This window comes from Brevibacillus sp. HB2.2 (genome assembly GCF_013284275.1).
In the GTDB taxonomy this organism is placed as follows: Bacteria; Bacillota; Bacilli; order Brevibacillales; family Brevibacillaceae; genus Brevibacillus; species Brevibacillus brevis_D.
On record NZ_JABSUV010000052.1, the window covers coordinates 1 to 21192 of the forward strand.

The 21192-nt window shown below is 48.5% G+C and carries 22 protein-coding genes; 17 read left to right on the top strand and 5 right to left on the bottom strand.

The features are described from left to right. Positions 1-77 precede the first annotated feature (77 nt). Together HP401_RS34650 and HP401_RS34655 are read right to left on the bottom strand one after the other, a co-directional pair. Positions 78-1472 (bottom strand): DUF4832 domain-containing protein, encoded by a 1395-nt coding sequence (locus HP401_RS34650; protein WP_173607177.1) that lies wholly within the window; start codon positions 1470-1472, stop codon positions 78-80. Between the two features lie 32 nt (positions 1473-1504). Next, entirely contained in the window at positions 1505-2656 is a 1152-nt protein-coding gene (locus HP401_RS34655; protein WP_173607178.1) for a response regulator, read from the bottom strand. A gap of 397 nt (positions 2657-3053) precedes the next feature. Here HP401_RS34655 and HP401_RS34660 point away from each other — a divergent pair, with 397 nt between their 5' ends. From HP401_RS34660 to HP401_RS34725, 14 genes are all read left to right on the top strand, one after another. After that, positions 3054-3509 (top strand): prepilin peptidase, encoded by a 456-nt coding sequence (locus HP401_RS34660; protein ID WP_087342063.1) that lies wholly within the window; start codon positions 3054-3056, stop codon positions 3507-3509. 96 nt (positions 3510-3605) lie between these two features. Beyond that, positions 3606-4439 (top strand): CpaB family protein, encoded by an 834-nt coding sequence (locus tag HP401_RS34665; protein WP_173607179.1) that lies wholly within the window; start codon positions 3606-3608, stop codon positions 4437-4439. 3 nt (positions 4440-4442) lie between these two features. Next, positions 4443-5600, top strand: coding sequence for a CpaE/TadZ family protein (locus HP401_RS34670; protein WP_173607180.1), 1158 nt, complete (start codon positions 4443-4445; stop codon positions 5598-5600). A 28-nt stretch (positions 5601-5628) separates the two neighbouring features. Further along, positions 5629-7017 carry a TadA family conjugal transfer-associated ATPase gene (locus HP401_RS34675; RefSeq protein WP_173607181.1) on the top strand — a complete coding sequence of 463 codons (1389 nt, stop codon included), beginning with the start codon at positions 5629-5631 and terminating at the stop codon, positions 7015-7017. Beyond that, entirely contained in the window at positions 6995-7921 is a 927-nt protein-coding gene (locus tag HP401_RS34680; protein ID WP_173607182.1) for a type II secretion system F family protein, read from the top strand. The genes HP401_RS34675 and HP401_RS34680 overlap by 23 nt, the downstream gene beginning before the upstream one ends. A gap of 4 nt (positions 7922-7925) precedes the next feature. Then, positions 7926-8861: a type II secretion system F family protein gene (locus tag HP401_RS34685; RefSeq protein ID WP_012684315.1), complete on the top strand. Its 936-nt coding sequence runs from the start codon at positions 7926-7928 to the stop codon at positions 8859-8861. Between the two features lie 100 nt (positions 8862-8961). Further along, positions 8962-9174: a Flp family type IVb pilin gene (locus HP401_RS34690; protein ID WP_041749767.1), complete on the top strand. Its 213-nt coding sequence runs from the start codon at positions 8962-8964 to the stop codon at positions 9172-9174. Between the two features lie 129 nt (positions 9175-9303). After that, the gene (locus HP401_RS34695; RefSeq protein ID WP_173607183.1) at positions 9304-10737 is read left to right on the top strand and encodes a vWA domain-containing protein; all 1434 of its coding nucleotides are present in this window, start codon (positions 9304-9306) and stop codon (positions 10735-10737) included. 30 nt (positions 10738-10767) lie between these two features. Beyond that, a complete protein-coding gene (locus tag HP401_RS34700; protein WP_173607184.1) occupies positions 10768-11910 on the top strand; it encodes a hypothetical protein in 1143 nt (380 codons plus the stop codon). A 15-nt stretch (positions 11911-11925) separates the two neighbouring features. Continuing rightward, on the top strand, positions 11926-12780 hold the full coding sequence (locus HP401_RS34705) for a hypothetical protein (protein ID WP_173607185.1): 855 nt from the start codon (positions 11926-11928) through the stop codon (positions 12778-12780). A gap of 23 nt (positions 12781-12803) precedes the next feature. Continuing rightward, positions 12804-13526 carry a hypothetical protein gene (locus HP401_RS34710; RefSeq protein WP_173607186.1) on the top strand — a complete coding sequence of 241 codons (723 nt, stop codon included), beginning with the start codon at positions 12804-12806 and terminating at the stop codon, positions 13524-13526. A 34-nt stretch (positions 13527-13560) separates the two neighbouring features. Continuing rightward, positions 13561-13962, top strand: a complete 402-nt coding sequence (locus tag HP401_RS34715; protein ID WP_173607187.1) for a TadE/TadG family type IV pilus assembly protein — start codon at positions 13561-13563, stop codon at positions 13960-13962. After that, positions 13963-14637 carry a Tad domain-containing protein gene (locus HP401_RS34720; protein ID WP_173607188.1) on the top strand — a complete coding sequence of 225 codons (675 nt, stop codon included), beginning with the start codon at positions 13963-13965 and terminating at the stop codon, positions 14635-14637. It begins immediately after the preceding gene. A 20-nt stretch (positions 14638-14657) separates the two neighbouring features. Continuing rightward, positions 14658-15977, top strand: a complete 1320-nt coding sequence (locus tag HP401_RS34725) for a VWA domain-containing protein (protein WP_173607189.1) — start codon at positions 14658-14660, stop codon at positions 15975-15977. A 62-nt stretch (positions 15978-16039) separates the two neighbouring features. Here HP401_RS34725 and HP401_RS34730 read toward each other — a convergent pair whose 3' ends face one another. Next, on the bottom strand, positions 16040-16600 hold the full coding sequence (locus HP401_RS34730) for a putative periplasmic lipoprotein (RefSeq protein ID WP_173607190.1): 561 nt from the start codon (positions 16598-16600) through the stop codon (positions 16040-16042). Positions 16601-16805: 205 nt separating this feature from the next. On the opposite strand from HP401_RS34730, the gene HP401_RS34735 reads away from it, so the two are divergent. Next, a complete protein-coding gene (locus HP401_RS34735; RefSeq protein WP_064201845.1) occupies positions 16806-17582 on the top strand; it encodes a DUF169 domain-containing protein in 777 nt (258 codons plus the stop codon). Here HP401_RS34735 and HP401_RS34740 read toward each other — a convergent pair. Together HP401_RS34740 and HP401_RS34745 are read right to left on the bottom strand one after the other, a co-directional pair. Beyond that, the gene (locus HP401_RS34740; RefSeq protein WP_173607191.1) at positions 17579-18100 is read right to left on the bottom strand and encodes a DinB family protein; all 522 of its coding nucleotides are present in this window, start codon (positions 18098-18100) and stop codon (positions 17579-17581) included. The two genes, HP401_RS34735 and HP401_RS34740, sit on opposite strands and share 4 nt — an antisense overlap. A gap of 64 nt (positions 18101-18164) precedes the next feature. Beyond that, positions 18165-19112, bottom strand: a complete 948-nt coding sequence (locus tag HP401_RS34745) for a helix-turn-helix transcriptional regulator (protein WP_173607192.1) — start codon at positions 19110-19112, stop codon at positions 18165-18167. Positions 19113-19256: 144 nt separating this feature from the next. On the opposite strand from HP401_RS34745, the gene HP401_RS34750 reads away from it, so the two are divergent. Together HP401_RS34750 and vanG are read left to right on the top strand one after the other, a co-directional pair. Next, on the top strand, positions 19257-20117 hold the full coding sequence (locus HP401_RS34750) for a M15 family metallopeptidase (RefSeq protein ID WP_173607193.1): 861 nt from the start codon (positions 19257-19259) through the stop codon (positions 20115-20117). A gap of 21 nt (positions 20118-20138) precedes the next feature. After that, positions 20139-21191, top strand: a complete 1053-nt coding sequence (gene vanG / locus HP401_RS34755) for a D-alanine--D-serine ligase VanG (protein ID WP_173607194.1) — start codon at positions 20139-20141, stop codon at positions 21189-21191. The last annotated feature ends 1 nt before the right edge of the window (position 21192 follow it).

Genomic DNA, 21192 nt, shown 5'->3' on the forward strand with positions numbered 1-21192 from the left:
CAGGAGGTGCTTTTTCCTTGTCTCAATTTACTGGGTCACTTCAACAGGTTGTCAGGAAGGGATTTTTCCTTTGATGATCAGTCTCGTACTTGAACCTTGCCTAGTGTGTATCTTCCGTCCGCTCTTTTTCCTTCCATGGCAAATTGAATGCCCGGTTCTTCCGTATGCGGATCGAGGATAGCCACGCAGAGGGTGTATGTGCCTTCTGGTAAATCATCTGGGATTTTCAAGCTTTGCTTGACGGTTTTCGTGCCAGGAAGCCATTTGCGGATGTCTTCGTCCGTTTTGGTCTTGGTTACGATCTCGCCATTTTCATCCGTGAGTGACAGCTCGAGAATCCACGGGAAATAAAAAGGAGCGACACCGCGATTTTGCCAATCCATCGTTACAGTGAGACTTTCTCCGGGCTGGACTGCTTTGGCATGTGTCTCTTTGGTGATGGAGAAGCGGTAGCCAATCGTGTTTAAAAAGCGGTCCAGGTATTGTTGTTGTTCACTATCTTTTTCGAACTGTGCAGGTGTATTGGGGCCAAGCCAGCTAATATGTGAAGCTTTGGCTTGTGAGATTACCTGGTTAATGGAGGAGCGATCAAAGTAGCTGTTTAACGAGTCGGATGGGGAGAACTCTCCACCGCTTGGTGCATACTTCCAAAAGTCAGGCATGGCAGGCATTGTCTCTTTGGTCAGCCAGGATACATAGCCCTTCTGTATCCAGGACAGGTAGCTGTCTGTATCTTCTTTGTTGCCGAACATGTCGTTAAACAGGCCCAGCTTGTACTCTTTGGCGACTGGATGTGGTCTTCGCATCAGTAGCATGGAATCAGGGAAGTTATCTAGATACGGTTGGACGTACTGATCCGTGACTTCTGTCGCAGGGAAAGGAATAGACGTATCGGTGTGCCATTCTCCCCAGTGACCGACGCTTCCCAGCTGTATAAAGGCAATGCGGGGATCGTCCTTGTAACGTTCTCCCAATGCGTCAATCAACTGTTTGTGGTATTTGATGATCAATGGGTTGCTGTAGTTGGGACTATAGCCTTTGCCATAGTCGTTTCGATACCACTCGCCGTCTTCAAAGTTGTCATTGTCCCCGCCGATCTCGTTATAGAGCCAATCCGGTATCTCCATGTCCGATTTGGTGTGAGGAATATCCATTACGATACGGAGGATGAACTTGACATCTTTTTCTGTCCATTCATCAAACCGGATCGCATCTTCGACCTCATCAAATGCATAATCCCCTTTAGTAGGCTCGAGCATCCTCCAGGTAAGATTGGCATAGACAAGCGTGTGTTCTTGCTCAAGATTGCTCGTCCGTGAGTCGGGAGCCAGTCCCATATACGGGTTTCGGAGCACGTCTTGGGTTTGTTTTGGTGAATAGGTCGCCGTTCCATAACTGGAGGCGGCGGCAGAGGAAGGTAGAATGCAAAAAGCAGCGAGAAGTACGCTGTATAGAACACCTCTGAGCTTCATGAGTGCCCCCTAGATTTAGTGAGAGAGTAGCATTACTTTTGTTCTGTCTCTTGTTTCCATATGTGATACCACTTGGTGATATGTTCGTTTGCTGCTGAGCCGAGTTCATTCTCCCATCGAGAGGTCAAGAGTTGATACTGTTCTTCTACAGCCGCATGATCGTCCAAAGAAGCGTACAGCTGCATCAAGATCATGTAGCTGTCTTCTTCAAGCGGGTGCAAATTCTGAATGCGTTGGTTGACGTTGATCGCCTCTCGTACTCTGCCGTGTCCCAAATAAAAGGTGCTCATTGTTTTGGAGAGCGAAAGCCACATTCTGCGGAGTCTTTCCCGCTCGTACTCTGCCCACAAATAGTCGTAGTCTCCGAAATAATCACCTGTATACGCTGCGAGCAATTGCTCATACTCCTGCATATTGGCAAGAGAGAGGGGAGGGATTTGTTTGAGACGATTCTCCCATTCCTCCACATCGATCGTAGCCGAATCAATCGTCAGCTTATAGCCGCCTTCTAAATTGCCTTTGTTGATCGATATCGTTTGGAGACCATAGCGTTTCAAGGTTTGCCGGATGAGGTAAATCGTCGTATATAGCTGGGTTACGCCTTTGCTTCCATCATAGTCCGGCCACAAAAGCTCGATAAGCGAATCTTTGTCGATCATCTTGTTGCGGTGATGCAACAAATACGCAAACAGCTCGCGGGCTTTATTCGTGCGCCACTTGATCTCTTGCGGCTCCTGATTCGGCTGGTGAAACAAAATACTATTGAAGCATTGGATGGAGACGACTGACTCTTCTTTAATAGGCGCGGCTTCTTTCGCGGACTTGATTCTCTCACGAAGACGGTCCATTGTCTTTTGCAAGCGTTGAAGCTGTACGGGCTTCATGATGTAATCCAGTGCGCATAGCTCAAAAGCATCAACGGCGTACTTATCATACCCTGTGACAAATACGATCTCGGGGGAGTTATCGATTCCTTGTAGACGTTCTCCGATCTCCAGTCCACTGATGCGCGGCATATTAATATCTAAAAATACGACATCTGGTTGAAGAGATATTGCTTGGTCGATCGCTTCGAGAGGATTGGTGTAGGCTCCGACTACCTTAACGCCGCCAACATCTTTTTCTAGCAATCGTTGCAGATGCATCAAGGGTAGTTGCTCGTCGTCTACCAATAAGGCTCTCATCCACTGTCTCTCCTTCAAAAAACGATAAAATGCAACAGATTGTCTTACGAATCTGATAAATCCATACTCTCTACTCTATCATCAATAGAGAGGTTATCCAAACCTTTACAGTGATTGCAAATGTGAATTTTTAGCAAGCGATGGAGGTCAGAACTTGCCGAAATACTTCCTTTCCGTCCATAAACAGCAGGATCGACTTGTCGAATGATGTTCAATCTCTGCAAGTAGCTCAGTCAGTTCGAGATACTCCTGCACGGCTTTGTATTCCCACCTTTTGTCGCCGTATTTAGCGTTTTACGAAAAAATATACAAAAAAATTGGATATGATTGCAACAAATTTCCCAAATCTGCAGTCTGTAATGGTGAAATTTTCCTCAAAAAGCAGGAAGGAGGACATATGGTGTTATCTTGGTATGTCATCATTCCCATTCTTTTCGTAATGGCAGTCGCTATGTATACCGACCTACGCCGCCGTCTCATTTATGACTGGCTGACGCTTCCGGGAATTGTGTATTTTCTCGTTCTGCATGCGTACCTTCATCCAGAGAAATGGCTGACTTATGCGATAGGAGTTATTGTGCTGGGAGGAATTTCATTACTCATGGCGGTGATCAGCAACGGTCAAATGGGCGGAGGGGATATTAAGCTGCTCGCTTTGGTCGGTGCAGCGGTTGGATGGCAAGCGGGGTTGGTCGTGCTCATGCTTACGTATTTGCTTGCGGGAGTCAGCGTGCTTCCCATGTGGGCCATCGCCAAAATGACAGGAAAGATGAAGCTCGTGCGAGAGATCCCGTTGGCCCCATTTGTTGCGGGTGGGACCAGTCTCTTGCTGGTCATAGTCATGTATTCCTAGTGTCTTTCCCGTAAGTTTATCTATTCCCAATATTGGCAATAAAACGACAAAGAATAAACATGAATGGATTTTTCGAAAAAGAGAGGGAATCTTCTGATGTTGGAATCAAAACGTAGGGCAATCATTTTCCTTGTATTATCCTTCCTACTTGCTGCACTTGCGGGCTTTCTGTTTCTGCAAAAAATCAAGGATTTGAATGCGCAACTGGGTGAAATGGTGGAAATATACGAAGCAAATGCAGATATTCCATCTCGGGCACTAATTCAACCCGACCAATTGACGGTAAGGGAAATCCCCAAAAAGTACGCGGATGATTCGTACGTCATCGATAAAGCGAGTTTGAAGAATCAAGTGACGATCGTTCCCTTGTCGAAGGGAGACATCATCACGAAAAACATCATGAAGCCAGCCAATGTTGTACGGGATCAGAACAACAGGCTTGTGACAGTGTTTTCATCGAGCAATATCGTCTTTGATCAGGAGCTGGAGGCGCTAGATCGGGTGGACATCATCATCTCGCATGAGGTGAACGGGAAGCCGGTGACAGAAGTGTTCATGAAAGACGTGCCAGTCGCCATGGTGGCCAAATCGGAGAACAGTTTCAAAGGGGTAGCTCTCGAGCTGCCGTTCGAGGAAGCGCCGAAATTCATTCACCAGCAGCATTACGCCCAGATGGTTCGCATTTTGAAAGCGAATGTGGGCAAAGGAGACTTGGGGATTCCCGATCCGTTTGTGGAACCCACGCCGGAACAGACCAAACCGCCTGGCAAACCTGCTGAAGCGAAGCCTGCGACACCGCCTGTTACACCACCACCAGCAGCAGGGCAGCCAGCAGTACAGACACCACCGACAGTTCCGGCCCAGCCTCCAACGAAACCAACTTCGGTACCACCGCAGCCAACTAATCAACCACCGAAAACCGGAGGGTAAGTCATGAACAAAGATATGAAGATTCTCGTCGTTGCGGATTACGACTCTGTAAAAGACATGCTAAGGGACATTTTGACTCCGTTTGAGCAAGTGCGCTACACGACTTCCATCGAAGTGAAAAAGGAAATTGACCGGATTGGACCCGATGTTGTTTTGCTTGTTCAGCCGGAAGACGGGGCAGGAGTAGAGCTGGTGCAGTACATACAAGGCGAGCTCCCGGAGGGCATCCTCATTTACCTCACGGAAAAACAGGACTTTGTCCTGCTGCGAGATGTCGTCCGCGCGGGTGCGGTGGAATACATCGTGATGCCTGATGAGCTCAACCTGTTGTCCGATCGTCTCGACAAAATATCAGATTTATCCCTGATCAAACAGCGAAAAAAGGGCACGGATGCATCCGGCAAAGCTTTCGTGCGAGGGCGGGGAAAGGTGTACTCCTTTTACAGTGGAAAAGGGGGAAGCGGACGCACCCAGCTGGCAACGGGTTTTGCTCAAGCGTTGAAGCTGGAATCGACGGCCAGTGTGCTGCTCATCGATCTCAATCTCCAATACGGTGGAATCGAAACCTTCTTGTCCTTTGACAACAACCGTACATTGGGCGATCTCATGCCGGTTATGGACGAAATCAATGAATTTCATATTCGCAATGTGGCCCAAAGAGAGAACCATTCCAAGCTGGAGGTGCTGGTCAGCCCGCGTGATGCCGAGACAGCTGAAAATATATCCGAGGCATTTGTCACCAGGTTAATCCGCGCTAGCCGCCGCAGCTATGACTTTGTGATTATCGACCTGCCCACGCATATGAACGAGCTTACTTTTGCTGCTTTGTCAGAGTCAGACATGATTTATTACGTGATGAATCTGGACACACCGTCCGTTCAAATTTACCGACTCGTGGAAGATTTGTTCCAACGTCTGCGAATTGATACCGCGGGCAGGCTCGAAGTGGTCGTCAACCAAGTGGGAAGGGATAACGAACTGAATGTGTCTGATTTGAAAGGATTATTCACCGCACCGATTACTGCTGAGATCAGCAGAGATCATCAAGGCGTGCAAGCGGCTGTCAATCAAGGCCGACCGTTGCAAAAGGAAGCGAATGAGAAGAAGCTCTCCCCGGCTGCGAAAGACATCCGAAAATGGGTACTCAAGAAACTGTCATAACGAGCAAGTTCAAAAAGGTGGGAGTTAGATGGCTTTATTCCGACGAAAGCAAGATCAGACAGCGCAAGGGGATGAGGCAAAGCAGACCACACTCGCCGCTACATTAGCAGCTCCTTCCTTCAATCCGTATATCGACGAGCTGGCTGAACACTACAAGACCCGACTCTTGCGGGAGACCAATCTGGAGCGATTGACCAGCCTTCGTTCAGATGAGATGCGACTCGCAATTGAACGTCTCGTCTCCCAATACATGTCGGAAGAAAAAGTAGTCATTCCGCGAAATGAAAAGGAAATCCTGCTGACACGTTTGATCAATGAATCGGTGGGGCTTGGCCCGCTTGAACCGCTGCTCGCCGATCCGGAAATCACGGAAATTTCGATTAATGGACACAACCTGGTATACATCGAGAAACGAGGAAGGCTGGAATTAACCGATTTAAAATTTCGTGACGAGGAACACTTGCGGCATATCGTGGACCGGATTGTGGCACCGCTTGGCCGACGAATCGATGAAAGCTCGCCGATGGTTGACGCCCGTCTGAAGGATGGAAGCCGTGTGAATGCCGTCATCCCTCCGATTAGTCTCAATGGCACACTCGTTTCGATCCGCAAATTTCGCAAAGAGCCTTTCTTGATGGATGATCTGATGCAATTTGGTTCTTTCAGTGCAGCGATGTCTCAGTTCATTCAAGCCGTGGTGGAAGCCAAAATGAACGTGCTGATCTCCGGCGGGACCGGTAGTGGTAAGACAACGCTGCTGAATGCGACAGCAAAAGCGATTCCGCACTACGAACGTGTCATAACCATTGAGGATTCGGCCGAGTTGAAGCTGACTCACCCCAACTGTATTGGGATGGAGGCACGCCCGCCCAATATGGAGGGAACAGGGGAAGTCACCATCCGTCAGCTCGTGCGAAATTCCCTGCGGATGAGGCCAGACCGAATCATCGTCGGGGAGGTAAGGGGTCCAGAGGCATTCGACATGCTGCAGGCCATGAATACCGGGCATGAAGGATCACTTACCACTGTCCACGCCAACTCACCACAGGATGCGTTTAACCGTTTGGAAGGGATGGTCGTTATGGCCGGGATGGATTTGCCCTCCACGATTGTCCGTGAATATATCGTCAGTGCGCTGGATATCATCGTGCAGGTCACACGCCTGTCAGATGGAACACGTAAAATCGTTTCGATTTCGGAAGTAGCGAAAACGGAAGACAAACGGGTGGAGGTCAACGAGATTTTTCGTTTCCAGCGGAAGGGGATTGGCGGGAAAGGGGAAGTGCTTGGCTACTTTACGGCAACGGGGGTAATCCCGCGGTGCTTGGAGAGGCTCCAAGTTTTTGGAATCAATCTGGATGAATCCATATTCAAGGCGGAAGGAGGGAAGCAGCGTGACCATGCCTATTCTGTTTAGTCTCGCGGTGTTGTTTGGCATCTGGGGCATCTACGAGTATCTCGGTTATCGGGTTAAGAAGACCGAATGGAAAAAGAAAGCGGAAGAATGGTTCGAGGTAAAGGGAAAACGAAAAAGCGTCGTCATCGTTTGGGGAGATAAATTTGACCAGACGCCCTATGCCAAGGAAATCCAAAAAAAGCTGATCAAAGCGAACTTCCCGCTTGCGCCCTCGGAGTTTTACGGAATTTTGATCGTAGGTACCATGGTGCTTGCCTTCTTGCTCAGTAACGTCGTGAATATTTCTTTTCCTTTTAACTTCATGATCGGGGCAGTGGTGATGTATCTCATACAGAACGTGCTGTTCTTCGTCCGGCGCAACAAGTACCAGGAGCGATTGAATGAACAGCTGTCCGAAGTGTGTCGCCTTTTAGCCAACTCGCTGCGTGCAGGTCTTACGCTCTCGCAGGGGATCTCACTGGTAGCCAAGGAGATGAATTATCCCGCTGGTGATGAGTTTAGCCGCATGGCACGTGAGCTGCAGCTAGGCGTCAGCTTTGACCGGGCGCTCTCTGACATGGAAAAACGAATACCGACGCGAGAATTCCGGATCTTTACTGCTACCCTGCTGATTCAACGGCGCGCAGGGGGGAATTTGAGCCAGGTGCTGCAAGAAATGGCGGAGACATTGGAGGATCGCCGCATCGTGAATCAGGAAATCAAGACCATGACGGCAGAACAGCGATACGTCTCTATCTTGGTGCCGATCATGCCAGTTGCCCTGGTGCTGATGATGAACACGATGAACAAAGGCTTCATTGATCCGTTGTTTTCCGGATTTGGTCTTTTTCTTCTGGGGTTGTTTGTAATCGGAACTCTCCTGTCCTATATCCTCGTAAAGAAAGTGACCAACATAAAGGTGTGAAAACATGGATGCTCTCATAATTACTTGCGTATTCTTGTTTCTTTTGCTGTTTGCCATCTGCCTAAAAGAGTGGTATCGCTACTCCATCGAGAAGCAAAAGCTGCTCGCACATGTCCATGAGATGAGCGGGCACAAAAACTACGGCGTGCGCAAGCAGGAGACCTCATCCGAGCGTCTGGTCAAACGATTGCTTCGGTATGGAGACGACTATGCTGTCATGGGACAGCGCATCAATTTTTTCAGTGAGTCGCATGAGGTTGAGGATTGGTTGCTCAGGGCTGGGCGGCCACTTGATTTGACCGTGGCCCAATTCCAAGGGGTCAAAATTTTTATGGCTCTGCTCGGCATTATTGCCGGCACGCTGTTTTTTATTCTTCGCTTTCCCTTCTCACATTTAGGATTGATCGCCTGGCCGTTGATTGGCTACTTTTTGCCCATCCTTTTGTTGAAGAAAAAAGCGCGCGATCGTCAACATCAGCTTCGCTATGACCTGCCTGAATTTCTCGACACCGTAAGCGTGACACTTCAGGCGGGGGTGAGTCTCGATCAGGCTTTGCGCGAAGTCATCAAGTTTTTTGATGGGCCGATTCGGGAAGAGTTTTCCCGATTCAATCAAGAGCTGGATCTCGGTGTGCAAAGGGAAAAGGCGTATGAACAATTGCTACGACGCAACGACAATCCGGAGTTTCAAATGCTGATCAAAGCGCTCATTCAGGGGATGCGCCTGGGGGTGCCGATTGCCGTCACTTTCAAGGCACAGGCGGAAAATATGAGGAGAATCCGCAAAGAGCTAATCAAGGAAAAGGCGGCCAAGGCGTCGCCAAAAGTAACCCTGATCACTACGTTTATCGTGACTCCTACAGCGATTATCCTAATTGGCGGTTTGATGGTATTGAATATTTTGGATAACTTCAGTTTGTTCTCCGACATCATGCCATGATCCAGGGGTTCACTTTTAGGAGGTGATGCCCGTCAGCGAGATGGGAGTGCACAGTTCTTTATTTTTTCATTATCCAAATCATGAAGGGAGTAGATTTTATATGAAAAGCATGATGCTGAAATGGTATGTAAAAAGTCAGGGAGCTCTTAGAAACGAAAAAGGAGCACAGGCGATTGAGTGGATCGCGTTGGCAGGTGTAGTCATCGCTGTGTTTGGTGCGGTGATGGCCTACTTTGATAAGGACCCCACACTCGTTGGAGAATCCATTGGAGATACATTGAGCAATATCATCAAAAAATTAGACGGAAATTAATCAATCATTGAATGCTTTTTTGGTGATGAGCATATGGAAAAGAGGTGGTGAAGGAATGCTTCTTCACCACCTGAACCATATGACGCTTCATACATAGCAAGACGAAATCAAGCAGGAGGTAGCACTTTGATGAGACTCGTGAAGGGAATAATTGCAGTGATCCTCCTGTTGTGCCTGTTAACGGCGTGTTCGCAGGAGCCGGATACACCTCAGAACACAGAGGGGCAAAATCCTTCTGTTCCACCAAGCACGGAAACACCGCCTACGCAAAGCCAACCGCCGGACCAAACAGGAGAACCAAGTGCCGAGATGACGCGAGAAGAAAAGATAAAAGCGTTGGAGGCCATGGCACAGGAAGGAATGCCGTTAAAGCGGGAAACGACAGAGGACTTCGTCAATTCGCCGCCAGGACGTTTTTCCGGGGTTTCGTATGACAACAACAGGGAAGAAGTGTTGCCTGAACTGAAAAAGTTCCCTGCTGTTGAAAACCCGGACGAAGAAATGATGAACAAGTACTACCTTGCTTTGTTAGGGTTGTTTGCCCAGAGCTACCCCGATCCACAACAGATAATAGACGAACTGAAAATGGCCTCATTTGGGAATCCGGACATCGATGATCCGCGGTTCAAGTTTAAAGAAAGCTACAATGTTGAAATTATCTTGGATGCGAGTGGCAGCATGGCGGCAAAATCGAACGGCAAGACGAGGATGGATGCTGCCAAAGAAGCGATTCAAGCCTTTGCTGAATCTTTGCCGGAACAGGCGAATGTCGCTTTGCGCGTATACGGGCACAAGGGCAGCGGGAAAGAGTCGGATAAAACACTGTCTTGCGGAAGCAGTGAGCTGGTGTACGGGATGCAGACTTACAACAAAGAAAAACTGACGCAATCTTTAAATCAGTTCCAACCTACCGGATACACTCCGATTGCTTACTCTTTGCAGGAAGCAAAAAAGGATTTAAGCAAATTGCCTGGAGATAAGAACACCAATATGATCTTCCTCGTCAGTGACGGAATCGAGACGTGCGATGGTGACCCTGTCGAAGCTGCCAAACAGTTGGCCCAATCCGAGATTACACCAATTATTAACGTGATTGGATTTGGTGTAGATGGTCCGGGGCAGCAGCAGTTGAAAGAAGTAGCGAAGGCTGCGGGAGGCCGCTATGTTCTGATTCAAGATCAGAAGGAGCTGCAGGACGAATTCAATCGTGGGAAAGAAATCGCGAACAAGTGGAAAGAGTGGAAAGCCAATGCATCCTACCAAGCCGTATCCACTCGTAGTTCTCGGTCGATCGACATTCGTCACTTTGCTTTGAAATGGAGTCGTATCGCCAAACGGGAAAATCATGATCTAACATCTGCAATCATGACTATGGATGCAAACAACATGATTTCAGATGAGTTCGCCGATCAACTGCGGAAGTTGAACGATGAGCAGCTGGAAATTGCACAGAAAAAGGCAGATGAGCTGGAGCAATTCCTGGATACCTTGAACGAGAAGTCCTATAAGGAAGCCGTGGATGCGATCAACCAGAAGTTTGCACAAAACACGAAAACAAACTAGAGACGAAATCTCCAAAAGGAGGTTTGTGAAGTGAGGAAATGGGTAAGAAGCCCAATGGCAGCGGCTACTTTCGCTGTTCTGATTCTTTTGATGAATCTGTTTCCGCTGGTGGGCTTGGCGGCTTCCATGCAGTATCAAGGGCTGCAATACGAGGCCCCGAAGTGGGATCAACCGAACCTGGAGTCTCCGCAATGGGAGCACAACCCACAAACGCCGCAGTGGGAAAAAATAAACCCGCAGACTCCTGATTGGGAAAAGCTGAACCCACAGGCGCCGAACTGGGATTGGACGAATCCGCAAGCACCAAATTGGGATCAGATAAATCCACAAGCACCCGATTTTCAGGGGCCAAACGTCAATTACTCGAACCCGCAAGCGCCAAAAGCAACCGCACCTGCACCGAATCTACAGATGCCTGCTTCTCAGAACCCCGGCGTTGATCCAAATAGCTCGAAACCGATGACGGAGACGCTTGAATACGGTGCAGTCAAATGGACGTTCAAGGACGTCATGGGCGGTACGCTGGCATATAGCGCGGATTTGCTTATGAATGGCGAAGTAGACATGGCAGCGGGACTTCGTGGCAAAGGCATGTTCTTGGGAGATCTGGCGATAAAAGGCCTTGATCTTGCCTTCAAGAATACGCCGTATGTAAACACCGTAACTGGCTTGGGTGTCGATTCACTCGACGGGATGAGCGCGTGGGGCAACTATCAATTTGTGTTGGCACAATTACCGAATAACAGTTTTCGAGATATTTTCCAAGGTGGTCAGCTGACGAATTCGGCAAATCCGTCCGGCGTCAGAATGCCGGGAATCGTGAAAGGTTTAAATGTGGGCGTAGCAGCAATCAGCCTTCCGTTTGACATCATGGATACGGTCGGCACCTTTGGCATGGCGTTTGATCCGAGCCAGAATGAAGCTACGCAAAATGAGAAATTTGTGGATGGCGTCGGTAATTTCGGCAGTGTGCTGATGGATGCAGGGGTTATTGCATCTGTCATACCAGGGGGGCAGGCGGTAGGTGGTGTGCTTGTGGTCACTGGTGCGGTTCTGTGGGGATTGAGCAAACTCGTGAAGTACGCTGACAAGCTAGCTGGAGGAGCGATTACCCGTGGAATCCGGGATGGGGTTGGAAAAGCTGTTGGCTGGGTGAAATCCTTATTTGCGTAACGGAGGTCCTTGCTTATGAAAGTCGTGAATACACCACAGGTTCAGGCTCAAATCGAGCGGAATAAGCGTTTTTTAGAGAGGACAGAGCTGTATAACTACCCAGCCTACGTAAACGGACAATATTACTACCATGTAGCGTACTGGAAATGGGGGAAAAAAGACGCTGTCGGGTACCTGGTGCTGCGACCGGATGGTGAAGTAGTTCGCCGCCATGAAGCAGAGCCTGTCGTGAAGCTGTTTTTGGTGCATGCACATGCGGGGCGCAAGATTAAGAACAATCTGGCCATGGATAAAGAGAAGCCGATCGAGATGTATGAGCAAAAATACCAGTATCTAAGGGAGCTTTTGCCCAGCTACCAGGATAAGATGGACACGGTGCTTCGGCAAGATGCAGAGAAGCTGATCGATGTTTGCAAAACCATGATGGAAAGCCGGGACCAGCTGCGTGCCATTTATACTCGAGGGATGGATCTGCTCAATCAATTTTTCGCGCGCAACTACGTCATTGCGGGAGAAGAAACAGCATTGCGGGACGTTTTGTTTGAATCCGACTACATTTTATATGATCGCATTCGCAAACAGGTGCTGATCAAAGACTCGGTGGATCGGCTTTACCAGCTTTTCCAGTCCAATCGGGTAGAACTGGATCGGGTACAGGAGCAGAAACGAAAAAAGCTGAGTGACTTACTCTCCGTTTACAAAGACAAAACACTGCGAAATATTGCCGATGAATCCGTGAAAGGCTTTGAGACGCATACGACAGGGAAACATGAGTCTTTCCATTCGGTTGAACAGTTGCGAGAGGCCCACGAGAAGCTTAATATGACCATCCTGGAAAACGGGCTGATGGATAAACTGCGAAACCCATAACAGGAAAGGTGAGAAAAACCCATATGCATCCCTTCAAAGAAAGCATTCGTTTTTATGCACGGAACATCGAATCTTTGCTGCTCTTGTCCGCCGTGCTCGTGGTTCCATTTTTTATCATCCACAATTTTACGCTGAACTACCTGAATTTGATTGCGGCGATCACGGGCGCCAAATTTGTCGCAAGCTTTTTCAATCTGTTTTTACTGCTTCTATTTTTGCTGATCCTCCAGATTCCTTTTGCCCAGTATGTTCAAAGTGATCTGGACGGCGATGAGCGTCCGATTCGTAAGGCATTTCGGACTTTTTTTGAACACAGCTTTTCCGTATTCGTGTTTGGGATCGTGTTTAGCTTTCTTGTCTCAACAGGAATGATGCTGTTCATGATACCTGGGTTGATTCTGATGGTCTTGTTTTATTTGACGCCGTTTTTTGTGGTGCTGAGAAAACAATCGGCTTGGCGCTCTTGGCGAGCTGCCATGGAAATGGGCAAAAAGCATTTTTTCCAAATCTTTGGCCTGTTGCTACTGGTGAGCGTGGTGGAATGGTTAATCAGTATGGCGGGCTTGTTCCTTGTTACGTCTATTACGGCGACCTTCGGGGCGGTTATGTTTATTGAGTTGTTGCTCAATGTGATTGTTCTTCCGTTTTTTGCGGTCATGTTCATGATGTACGTCAATAAATGGAAGGACGAGGCGGCAAGAGCGGAAGCAGCTGTGGCAGGGGGATTGCTGCTCGATGAAAGGTAGCTTGCAAATAAGTTCGAGAGGAGATGAGCGAAGAATGCGCCTGAAGAAGATCGTTTCCAATGAAAAGGGCTCGGTCACCGTAGAGTTTATCGCCATACTGCCGTTCGTCTTTCTGATCATGCTGATTTGCTGGCAGTTTCTTGTGGGCGTCTACGGCGTAATCATCTCTCAGTCTGCAGCAAATGAGGCGGCGAAGGTGTACGCTATAACGGGTAATTCGGGAGAAGCCATGCAAGCTGCCAAAAACGTGGTGAACGCGGCAGGAGGCTACATTTCCTTCAATGATTGTGATATCACATGGGATGGCAGCGGATATTTTACCGCCAAGGTCGGCGTACAGATGGAACTGGCGTTTCTCCCTGACTGGCTATATATCGAGAAGGAAGACCGATATATCTCCTTTGATCGAGAAATGAAGAGCAGGGTGATGAACTAGATGATACGTATACTGCGTCACTTGCAAAATGAGCGTGGAAATATGACGATCTTCACCCTGACGATTTACTGGTTTATGTTCATGCTGGTGTTTGTTGCGCTTTTTAATTTTTCGACCGTTTTTGTAGACAAGGAGCAAGCGTCGAACAGTGCGCAGCAGGCGAGCATTGCGGCGGTGAAGGATATTTATGATGAGATGATAGTGGCTATTATGGCATATGATGCGTCGATCACAAGGCTGAAAAATCCTAATTTTGTCTGGCCAAGGGTGGAAGCTGCCACGAGTCAGTTGAAGGCTTCGCATCCGGATTGGGCCGCGAGCGAGATAAAATACGGAGCGATTGACTTGGCTTTAAACAGTGCATTGCCTGGTAATCCTGAGCTGCAGTTTTATGTCTATGCAGGCTTACAGAATGCAACTAGCAGAATTCCTGGAGTGGTTACCAAAGTGCTGTCGGATAACAAGGCAACGCTTACCGGTTCGTCCGTCAAATTGTTCAACAGTGACAATCGGATTGAAGTAATAACTTCTGTAAAGTACGAATCGGAATCGATGGGGTTTGACTTCATTCCCGCCTATTCCGAGCAAATCTACCAAACAGGAGAAAGCAGACGGATCGATTTTATTGATGAGGTGAACGACTGGTTTTACATCAATATCCCGATCCTTGGATGACGATGGTTGGAGGAAATGGCATGACAAAAAAGCTGCAAAAAATGCGGATGTCGCTCTTAATCAACAGCATTTTGATCATGCTGCTGCTTTCGGGCTGTTCACTGGGCGCAATCGGAGCGGGTACAGGGATTGGGCAAAATCAAGGGCCGCAGACGACACAGGAATTGATTGCTTCACAGCCTGGGCCGCTTGCTGGCACACAATTTTTCCACGCAGCTTATCCGCATCGAGCGCAGATCATACAGGTTTTGGATAAAATGCCTACCGTGGTCAACGGGATGAATGATGCTTACTTGGATTTGTACTGGAATCAATTGCTCACCCTGTTCGCCGAGGATTACCTCAGTCCCCAGATGGTTGTAGACCGCTGGAGAATGGCTTCGTATGGGAGTCCAGATATCGAGGACGCCCGTTTTCAGTTTCGGGAAAATTTCAACGTAGAAATCATCCTGGATGCGAGCGGCAGCATGGCCGGGAAAATTGGGGACAAAACGAAAATGCAGCTCGCCAAGGAAGCGATTCAGGAATTCGCGGAAGCACTGCCTGAAGAGGCGAGAATCTCGTTGCGCGTGTATGGTCATAAGGGGAGCAATGCTGATGAACATAAGCAGCTTTCCTGTGGCAGTAGTGAGATGGTCTATCCATTGCAAGCCTACGATGCGAAGAGACTTGAGCAAGCACTCGACATGTTTGAGCCGACGGGTTGGACATCCATTGCGCATTCCTTGCGTCTCGCTCAGGAGGATTTGGCGGGATTCGAAGCGGATAAAAACACGAATGTCATCTACCTGGTCAGTGATGGTATCGAGACTTGTGATGGCAATCCAGTGGCAGTAGCCAAGGAATTGTCCCAATCCAAAATTATGCCGTTGTTGAACGTCATTGGCTTTGACGTGAATGCAGAAGGGCAGAAGCAATTGAAGGAGATTGCCCACGCTTCAGAAGGTCTGTATGCAAATGTGACGAACCGTGAGCAGTTCAAGCAAGAGCTGGAACGTGCAAAAGAAATTGCCCAGAAGTGGGAGCAGTGGAAACGGGATGCTTTGACAGAAGCTGACGCTGTCTTGATCGACCGCAAGAAATGGGTGGATGCTTACGACCGGGACTGGTACGAGAAAAACTGGCGGGAGAGCCTGAACATCGGAATGGCGATCGAGTATTTATCTGCGAGCGGCAAGATTGGCAATGAGGCGAGGGAGTACCTTACTGGGAAAAGGCAAGAAAGAGAAGCGTTGGCTACACAGTCCAAGGAGGAGCTTACCAATTACTTGGTGAGTCTCACAACCGAGACCTATCAGGAAATGAGAGAGGAAATTGAGGATAAATACAGCGGAAACTAACAGCAATGGGTTCTCGCAACGGAGAACCCACTGTAAATGGAAAGGGTAAGGTTTAGGGTGCGTCAATCATACGTGAACGTAACGACCTGTTTCAGGCCCGGGTCCACTCCGATTGCCACGTCATTTAGGCCATCTGTGTAATAAAAGTAACGCTTGGCGTCATTGGAATGAGCGTCAGAAGCTTTCACCAATTGGAAGCTGTTTGCCGCAAGCAGGTTTTTCGAGCGGATGAAATCAGATGCCGTCTTTTCCAAATCTGCTTCTGTCATCGTTTTTGTCGCTATTTCTCCGTTTATTCCAATAACGTCAATCGACAGGGAAAGGATTTGCTTTGACCTCGGTTCGATGATCGCGTGAAAGCCATGGACATCGCCGTTCACAGGCTCGCGTTTTAGTATGGCGTGAACAGGTACACCTCTGTATACCGAATTGGCTGGGTCCTCCAGCGTGATTTCCCGATCAGTCGTATCAACATCCACTTGATAATATTGTCTAACAGCGGCGGCAGCGATCTGCCCCGCTTCTTCTTTTCCGAGCCCTTGCACTGTATCTGGTGAGCTGGAGGAGCATCCCATTAACAGAAAGACGAGAAGCACCGTGCCCAGCCATGCCAACTTTTTCATTGTGAACCCTCCAGCCATCTCAAGTAATACGTGTGTCTTCTTTTATCCTAACAGGGATCGTTTCGACTCCCTATCGATAAACCTTTCCATTACCTTACGATGTTGTAAGCTTGGAAAAAATGCAGGGAGTGACAGGACTTTGGGTAAAAAAGACGAAAGATTCCGAGTATAAGCGGTGAATGTGAAAAACGAGGGGGAGAATGGAATGAACGCCATCGAGCTGAATCAAGCGCTTCAAATGTATGTGAGGACCGAGACCTTTCCTGTGGGAGTTAGCATCCAAAAAGAAGAAGCCGCCCTGCCGTCAAAGGCAAAGCGACCTGTCCGTGATCTGGGTTATCCGATTACTATTTGCCAAGCTGTCGGTTTTTCCCGGCGTTATGGCTGGAGTATCGCGATGAATGGAGCCGATCTGTCCTGTCCGATCGCGCAGGTGGCTTTTGGGTATGAAGAGCAGCCGGCGTTTTATACAGAGGGTCATCTCGCCTGTGGGATGTATACAGATTCATTGGAAAATGGGGCGAAAAGCGAGCTGGATGTCCCGAAATTTTCGGCAGAAGAAAGCGGCTACTACGTATCGTTTCCGCTGGAGCGGGCACAGATTGAGCCAGATGTCGTCGTGATTTACGGCAATGCGGCACAGGTCATGCGATTGGTGGCGGGGATGCTGTACAAGCGCGGTGGATCGATTCCTTCTACCTTTTCTAGCCGGGCCGACTGTGCGGACATCGCGATCAAGCCGATCCAGACGGGACAGCCGCAAGTGATCGTACCGTGTTATGGTGATAGATTGTTTGCCCAGACACAAGATCATGAGATGGCCTTCAGTTTTCATTTTCGCGATGCCGCCGAGCTGGTGGAGGGATTAGTGGGAACGCAAAAAGGCGGAATCCGCTATCCGATCCCGTCCTTCTTGCGCTATCAAGCAGAGTTTCCGCCGACCTATCAAAAGCTTGCGGGGATGTTTGGAGAAAAAAACTAACCCTTCAGTCGGTTGAGCTGGAGCAGGTGATGGCGATAGTGCATTTCTACCACGGCAAACCATTCCTTTGCGGCAAGCGAACCGAAGGCTGGGTGAGCCACCGTGTGATGAACAGGAATTTCGTCCAGAGTTGGTTCCAGTTCCTTCATTTGTGCGAGCACGCTGATGAGTCCATCACGCAATTGCTCCTTACTCTCTGGTTGTGCAGGTGTGTACTCAGGAGAGGCAGGGACTTTCACGCGAACGGGAAGAAAGGAACCTTGAGCAAATATCGTCTGCCCGATCTCGGATTTTTGGGCACCTGCTTCTGTGACAGCAGGACCTCCTTGTCTACACTTCTCGACATTTCCCAGATGAAAATACCGCGCAGATTGGATCAAGTGAAGGTACATTTGACCGATCGACCATTCCTCTTCACTTGGCTTTTGCAAGAGTTGTTCCATGGTGAAGCCCTCTAATTCATGCAGGTAGTGGTTTGTCACGTCTTCGAATTTGGTTACGATTTCTTTTGTATTCATGGGCGAATCAGCTCCTCTTGGTTTCTTGCTCTTATCATATTCGAACGCTACTGACAGCAGTATGTCAGTAGCGTTCGAATAATTTTTGGGCTTCTTCGCGTATTCGGCTACGCAAGGATTCAGGCGTAAGAACAACCGCATCTGCCCCTAACCCAAGTACCCAAGACAATATTTCTTCGATTTGTCTGACGAGCAATCTAACGAGAAAGCCGTCCGGCTGCTCCGTAATCTCTTCGATAAAAAAATTGCCCGATTCTTTTACCCGATCAGCGATAGTTGGGCTGATGACGATCTGCACCTCCAAGTACCGATCGTCGAGAGGCTTGTAATCAGCAAAATGGAAATCGTCAGGGAGGATAAAGCGCTCTTCCAAAACGATCAGGCCGCTCATGCGGGACAGGCGGAATCTACGAATATCCTGTCGCAGATCGCAATGAGCGAGCAGTGTCCAAGAACCACGAACCAGCACGAGACCATATGGAGCAACATCACGAACTGTTTCACGATCGTCCCCCTCCCCAGGCGTGCCCCTCCGATAGCGGAACCGCACCTTCCGCTCACTAATGATCGCATCGTGGAGGAGCTGCGCATGCGCTTTTTCCTGTTCGCGCAGATTGTTTACTTTGGGGCTTACGAGGCGAAAGGTTGAACGGATACGTCTGGCTTGTTCGCCTACATCCGCAGAAAGGATCGCTTCTACTTTGCGTTGTACGGCTCTTGCGCTATTTCCAAAGTTTTGGTCAAATGCTTGCTCGACCATGTCTGCTCCGATCAAAAGTGCAACGGCTTCTTCTACGGAAAAGCTGACAGGTGGAAGAAAATACCCTTCCATTAACGAGTAGCCCTGACCCGGTGCCCCAACGATAGGGACGCCTGCTTCGCTCAATGCCTGCATATCACGATAAATCGTCCGGACGCTCGTCTCGAAAGTCGCGGCCAAATCTTCTGCACGCAACGTACCTTTTCGCTGCAATTCCAGAACGATTGCCAACAGACGGTCTGTTTTGTTCATATTAGGCTACTGACCTCCTCTCTATCCAGCTAAGCAACTTTATAAAAATGATTGGACATCTTTAAAATTATTTTAGATTTACCCTACTTTTTATTTTAACAGTTTTCCCTATCCTAGATGTGTAAGTGAAGGAGGAAGCTGTGAATGAAAAAGAGGGTTTTTTGGCTTGTCATTTTATCGCTGTTTGGATATATCGTCTTCCAAAAAATAACAGAAAGGCCACCTAATGTTGGGGGGCATATGGAAACAGTAGGCGAGGCTACCGGTGTGGAGTACCAATCGATACAAATAACAAAAGATCAAATTTATCAGGGAGACCTTCTCTTGGTCAATAAAGACTATCCGGTTCATGAGGCAGGGGTAAAAAACGATGTGGTTCGGTTGTCTGAGCATGAAGAACTGTTACAAGGCTATACTTTGCTCGATCATAGACTCGAAGTGTCGGAGCGTGTAGCTAAAGTATTCTTGGAGATGGTCAAAGCTGCGCAGCAAGATAACGTGAGCCACTTTATCCTGAACAGCGGTTATCGAGGTAAGGAAGAACAAGAGAAGCTGTATGAAGAAATGGGGCCAGCGATCGCGATGCCAAGCGGTTATAGCGAACACAATGTAGGTTCCGCGCTGGATATTGGATCGACGCAAATGAAAATGGAGCACGCCCCTGAAGGCAAGTGGCTGGAAGATCATTCGTGGAAATACGGTTTTATTTTGCGCTACCCGAAAGACAAGGTAGCCATTACAGGAACGGTATTCGAGCCTTGGCATTTCCGATATGTCGGCTTGCCGCATAGCGCGATCATGAAGGAGAATAACTTTTCGCTGGAAGAATACTTGGACTATCTAAAAGACAAAAGAAGTATCTCCGTGACAAACGATGGGAAGATTTACGAAATTAACTACTACCCTGTCGATGAAGAGATGACGATCAAAGTACCGATTTCGAGCAACTATGAGATTTCGGGTGACAACATAGGCGGCGTGATTGTAACAAGCTACGTGAACTAAAGAAAAGAAGGAGTGAATCTAATGAAGAAATTGACTGTCGCAATTTTGTTTGGGGGATGCTCCTCGGAGTATGAAGTATCGCTAAAATCTACGAGTTCGGTACTGGAGAGCTTGTGTCTGGAAAAGTACGAGGTGATTTTGCTAGGAATTACGAGGGAAGGGCAATGGCTGCGATATACCGGCAACATCGAAAGCATTCGGAATGACAGTTGGCATCAAAGTGAGAAGTGTGTGCCTGCCTTTCTCTCTCCTTGCAGACAGGTGCGGGGAATTGTTACACAGGAGAACGGTGCCATGACGGTCACGAAGATTGATGTGGTGTTCCCGATTTTGCATGGCAAAAACGGAGAGGATGGAACAGTGCAAGGGCTATTGGAGCTCGCCGGAGTTCCTTTTGTCGGTTGTCACACGCTATCCTCTGCGATTTGTATGGATAAGGATATCGCCCACACGTTGGCGGAAAGCTCCGGTATCAAAACGCCAAGATCCGTTACCGTTTATCCAAATACGGATCTGGCAACTGTTCAAGCTGCCACCGAACCACTGGGATTTCCTTTGTTTGTCAAACCGGCAAAGGCAGGGTCCTCCATTGGGATTACGAAAGCATACAGCCTATCAGAATTGTTTTTCGGGATAGAAAACGCCCTCCAGCATGATGACAAGGTAGTCATCGAGGAAAACATCACAGGATTTGAGGTGGGCTGCGCGGTACTGGGAAATCGTGAGGTCATTGTGGGGGAAGTGGATGAGATCGAATTGCTCCAAGGCTTCTTCGATTATACTGAAAAGTATTCATTGGAGACTGCCCATATCCATGTCCCAGCAAGAATTGACGAAGAGCTCGCTCATAAAATCAAGCAAACAGCGACCCATCTTTATCAGGTTTTTGGCTGTCGTGGCTTCGCTCGCGTGGATATGTTCGTCACACCAGACGGGGATATCGTGTTTAACGAAGTGAATACGATCCCCGGCTTTACCTCGAAGAGCAGGTATCCAAGCATGCTGCGTGCTGCGGGGATTTCCTATAAGGAGCTTCTTGATACGTTGATTATGCTAGCGTTGGAGGAGGACTAAC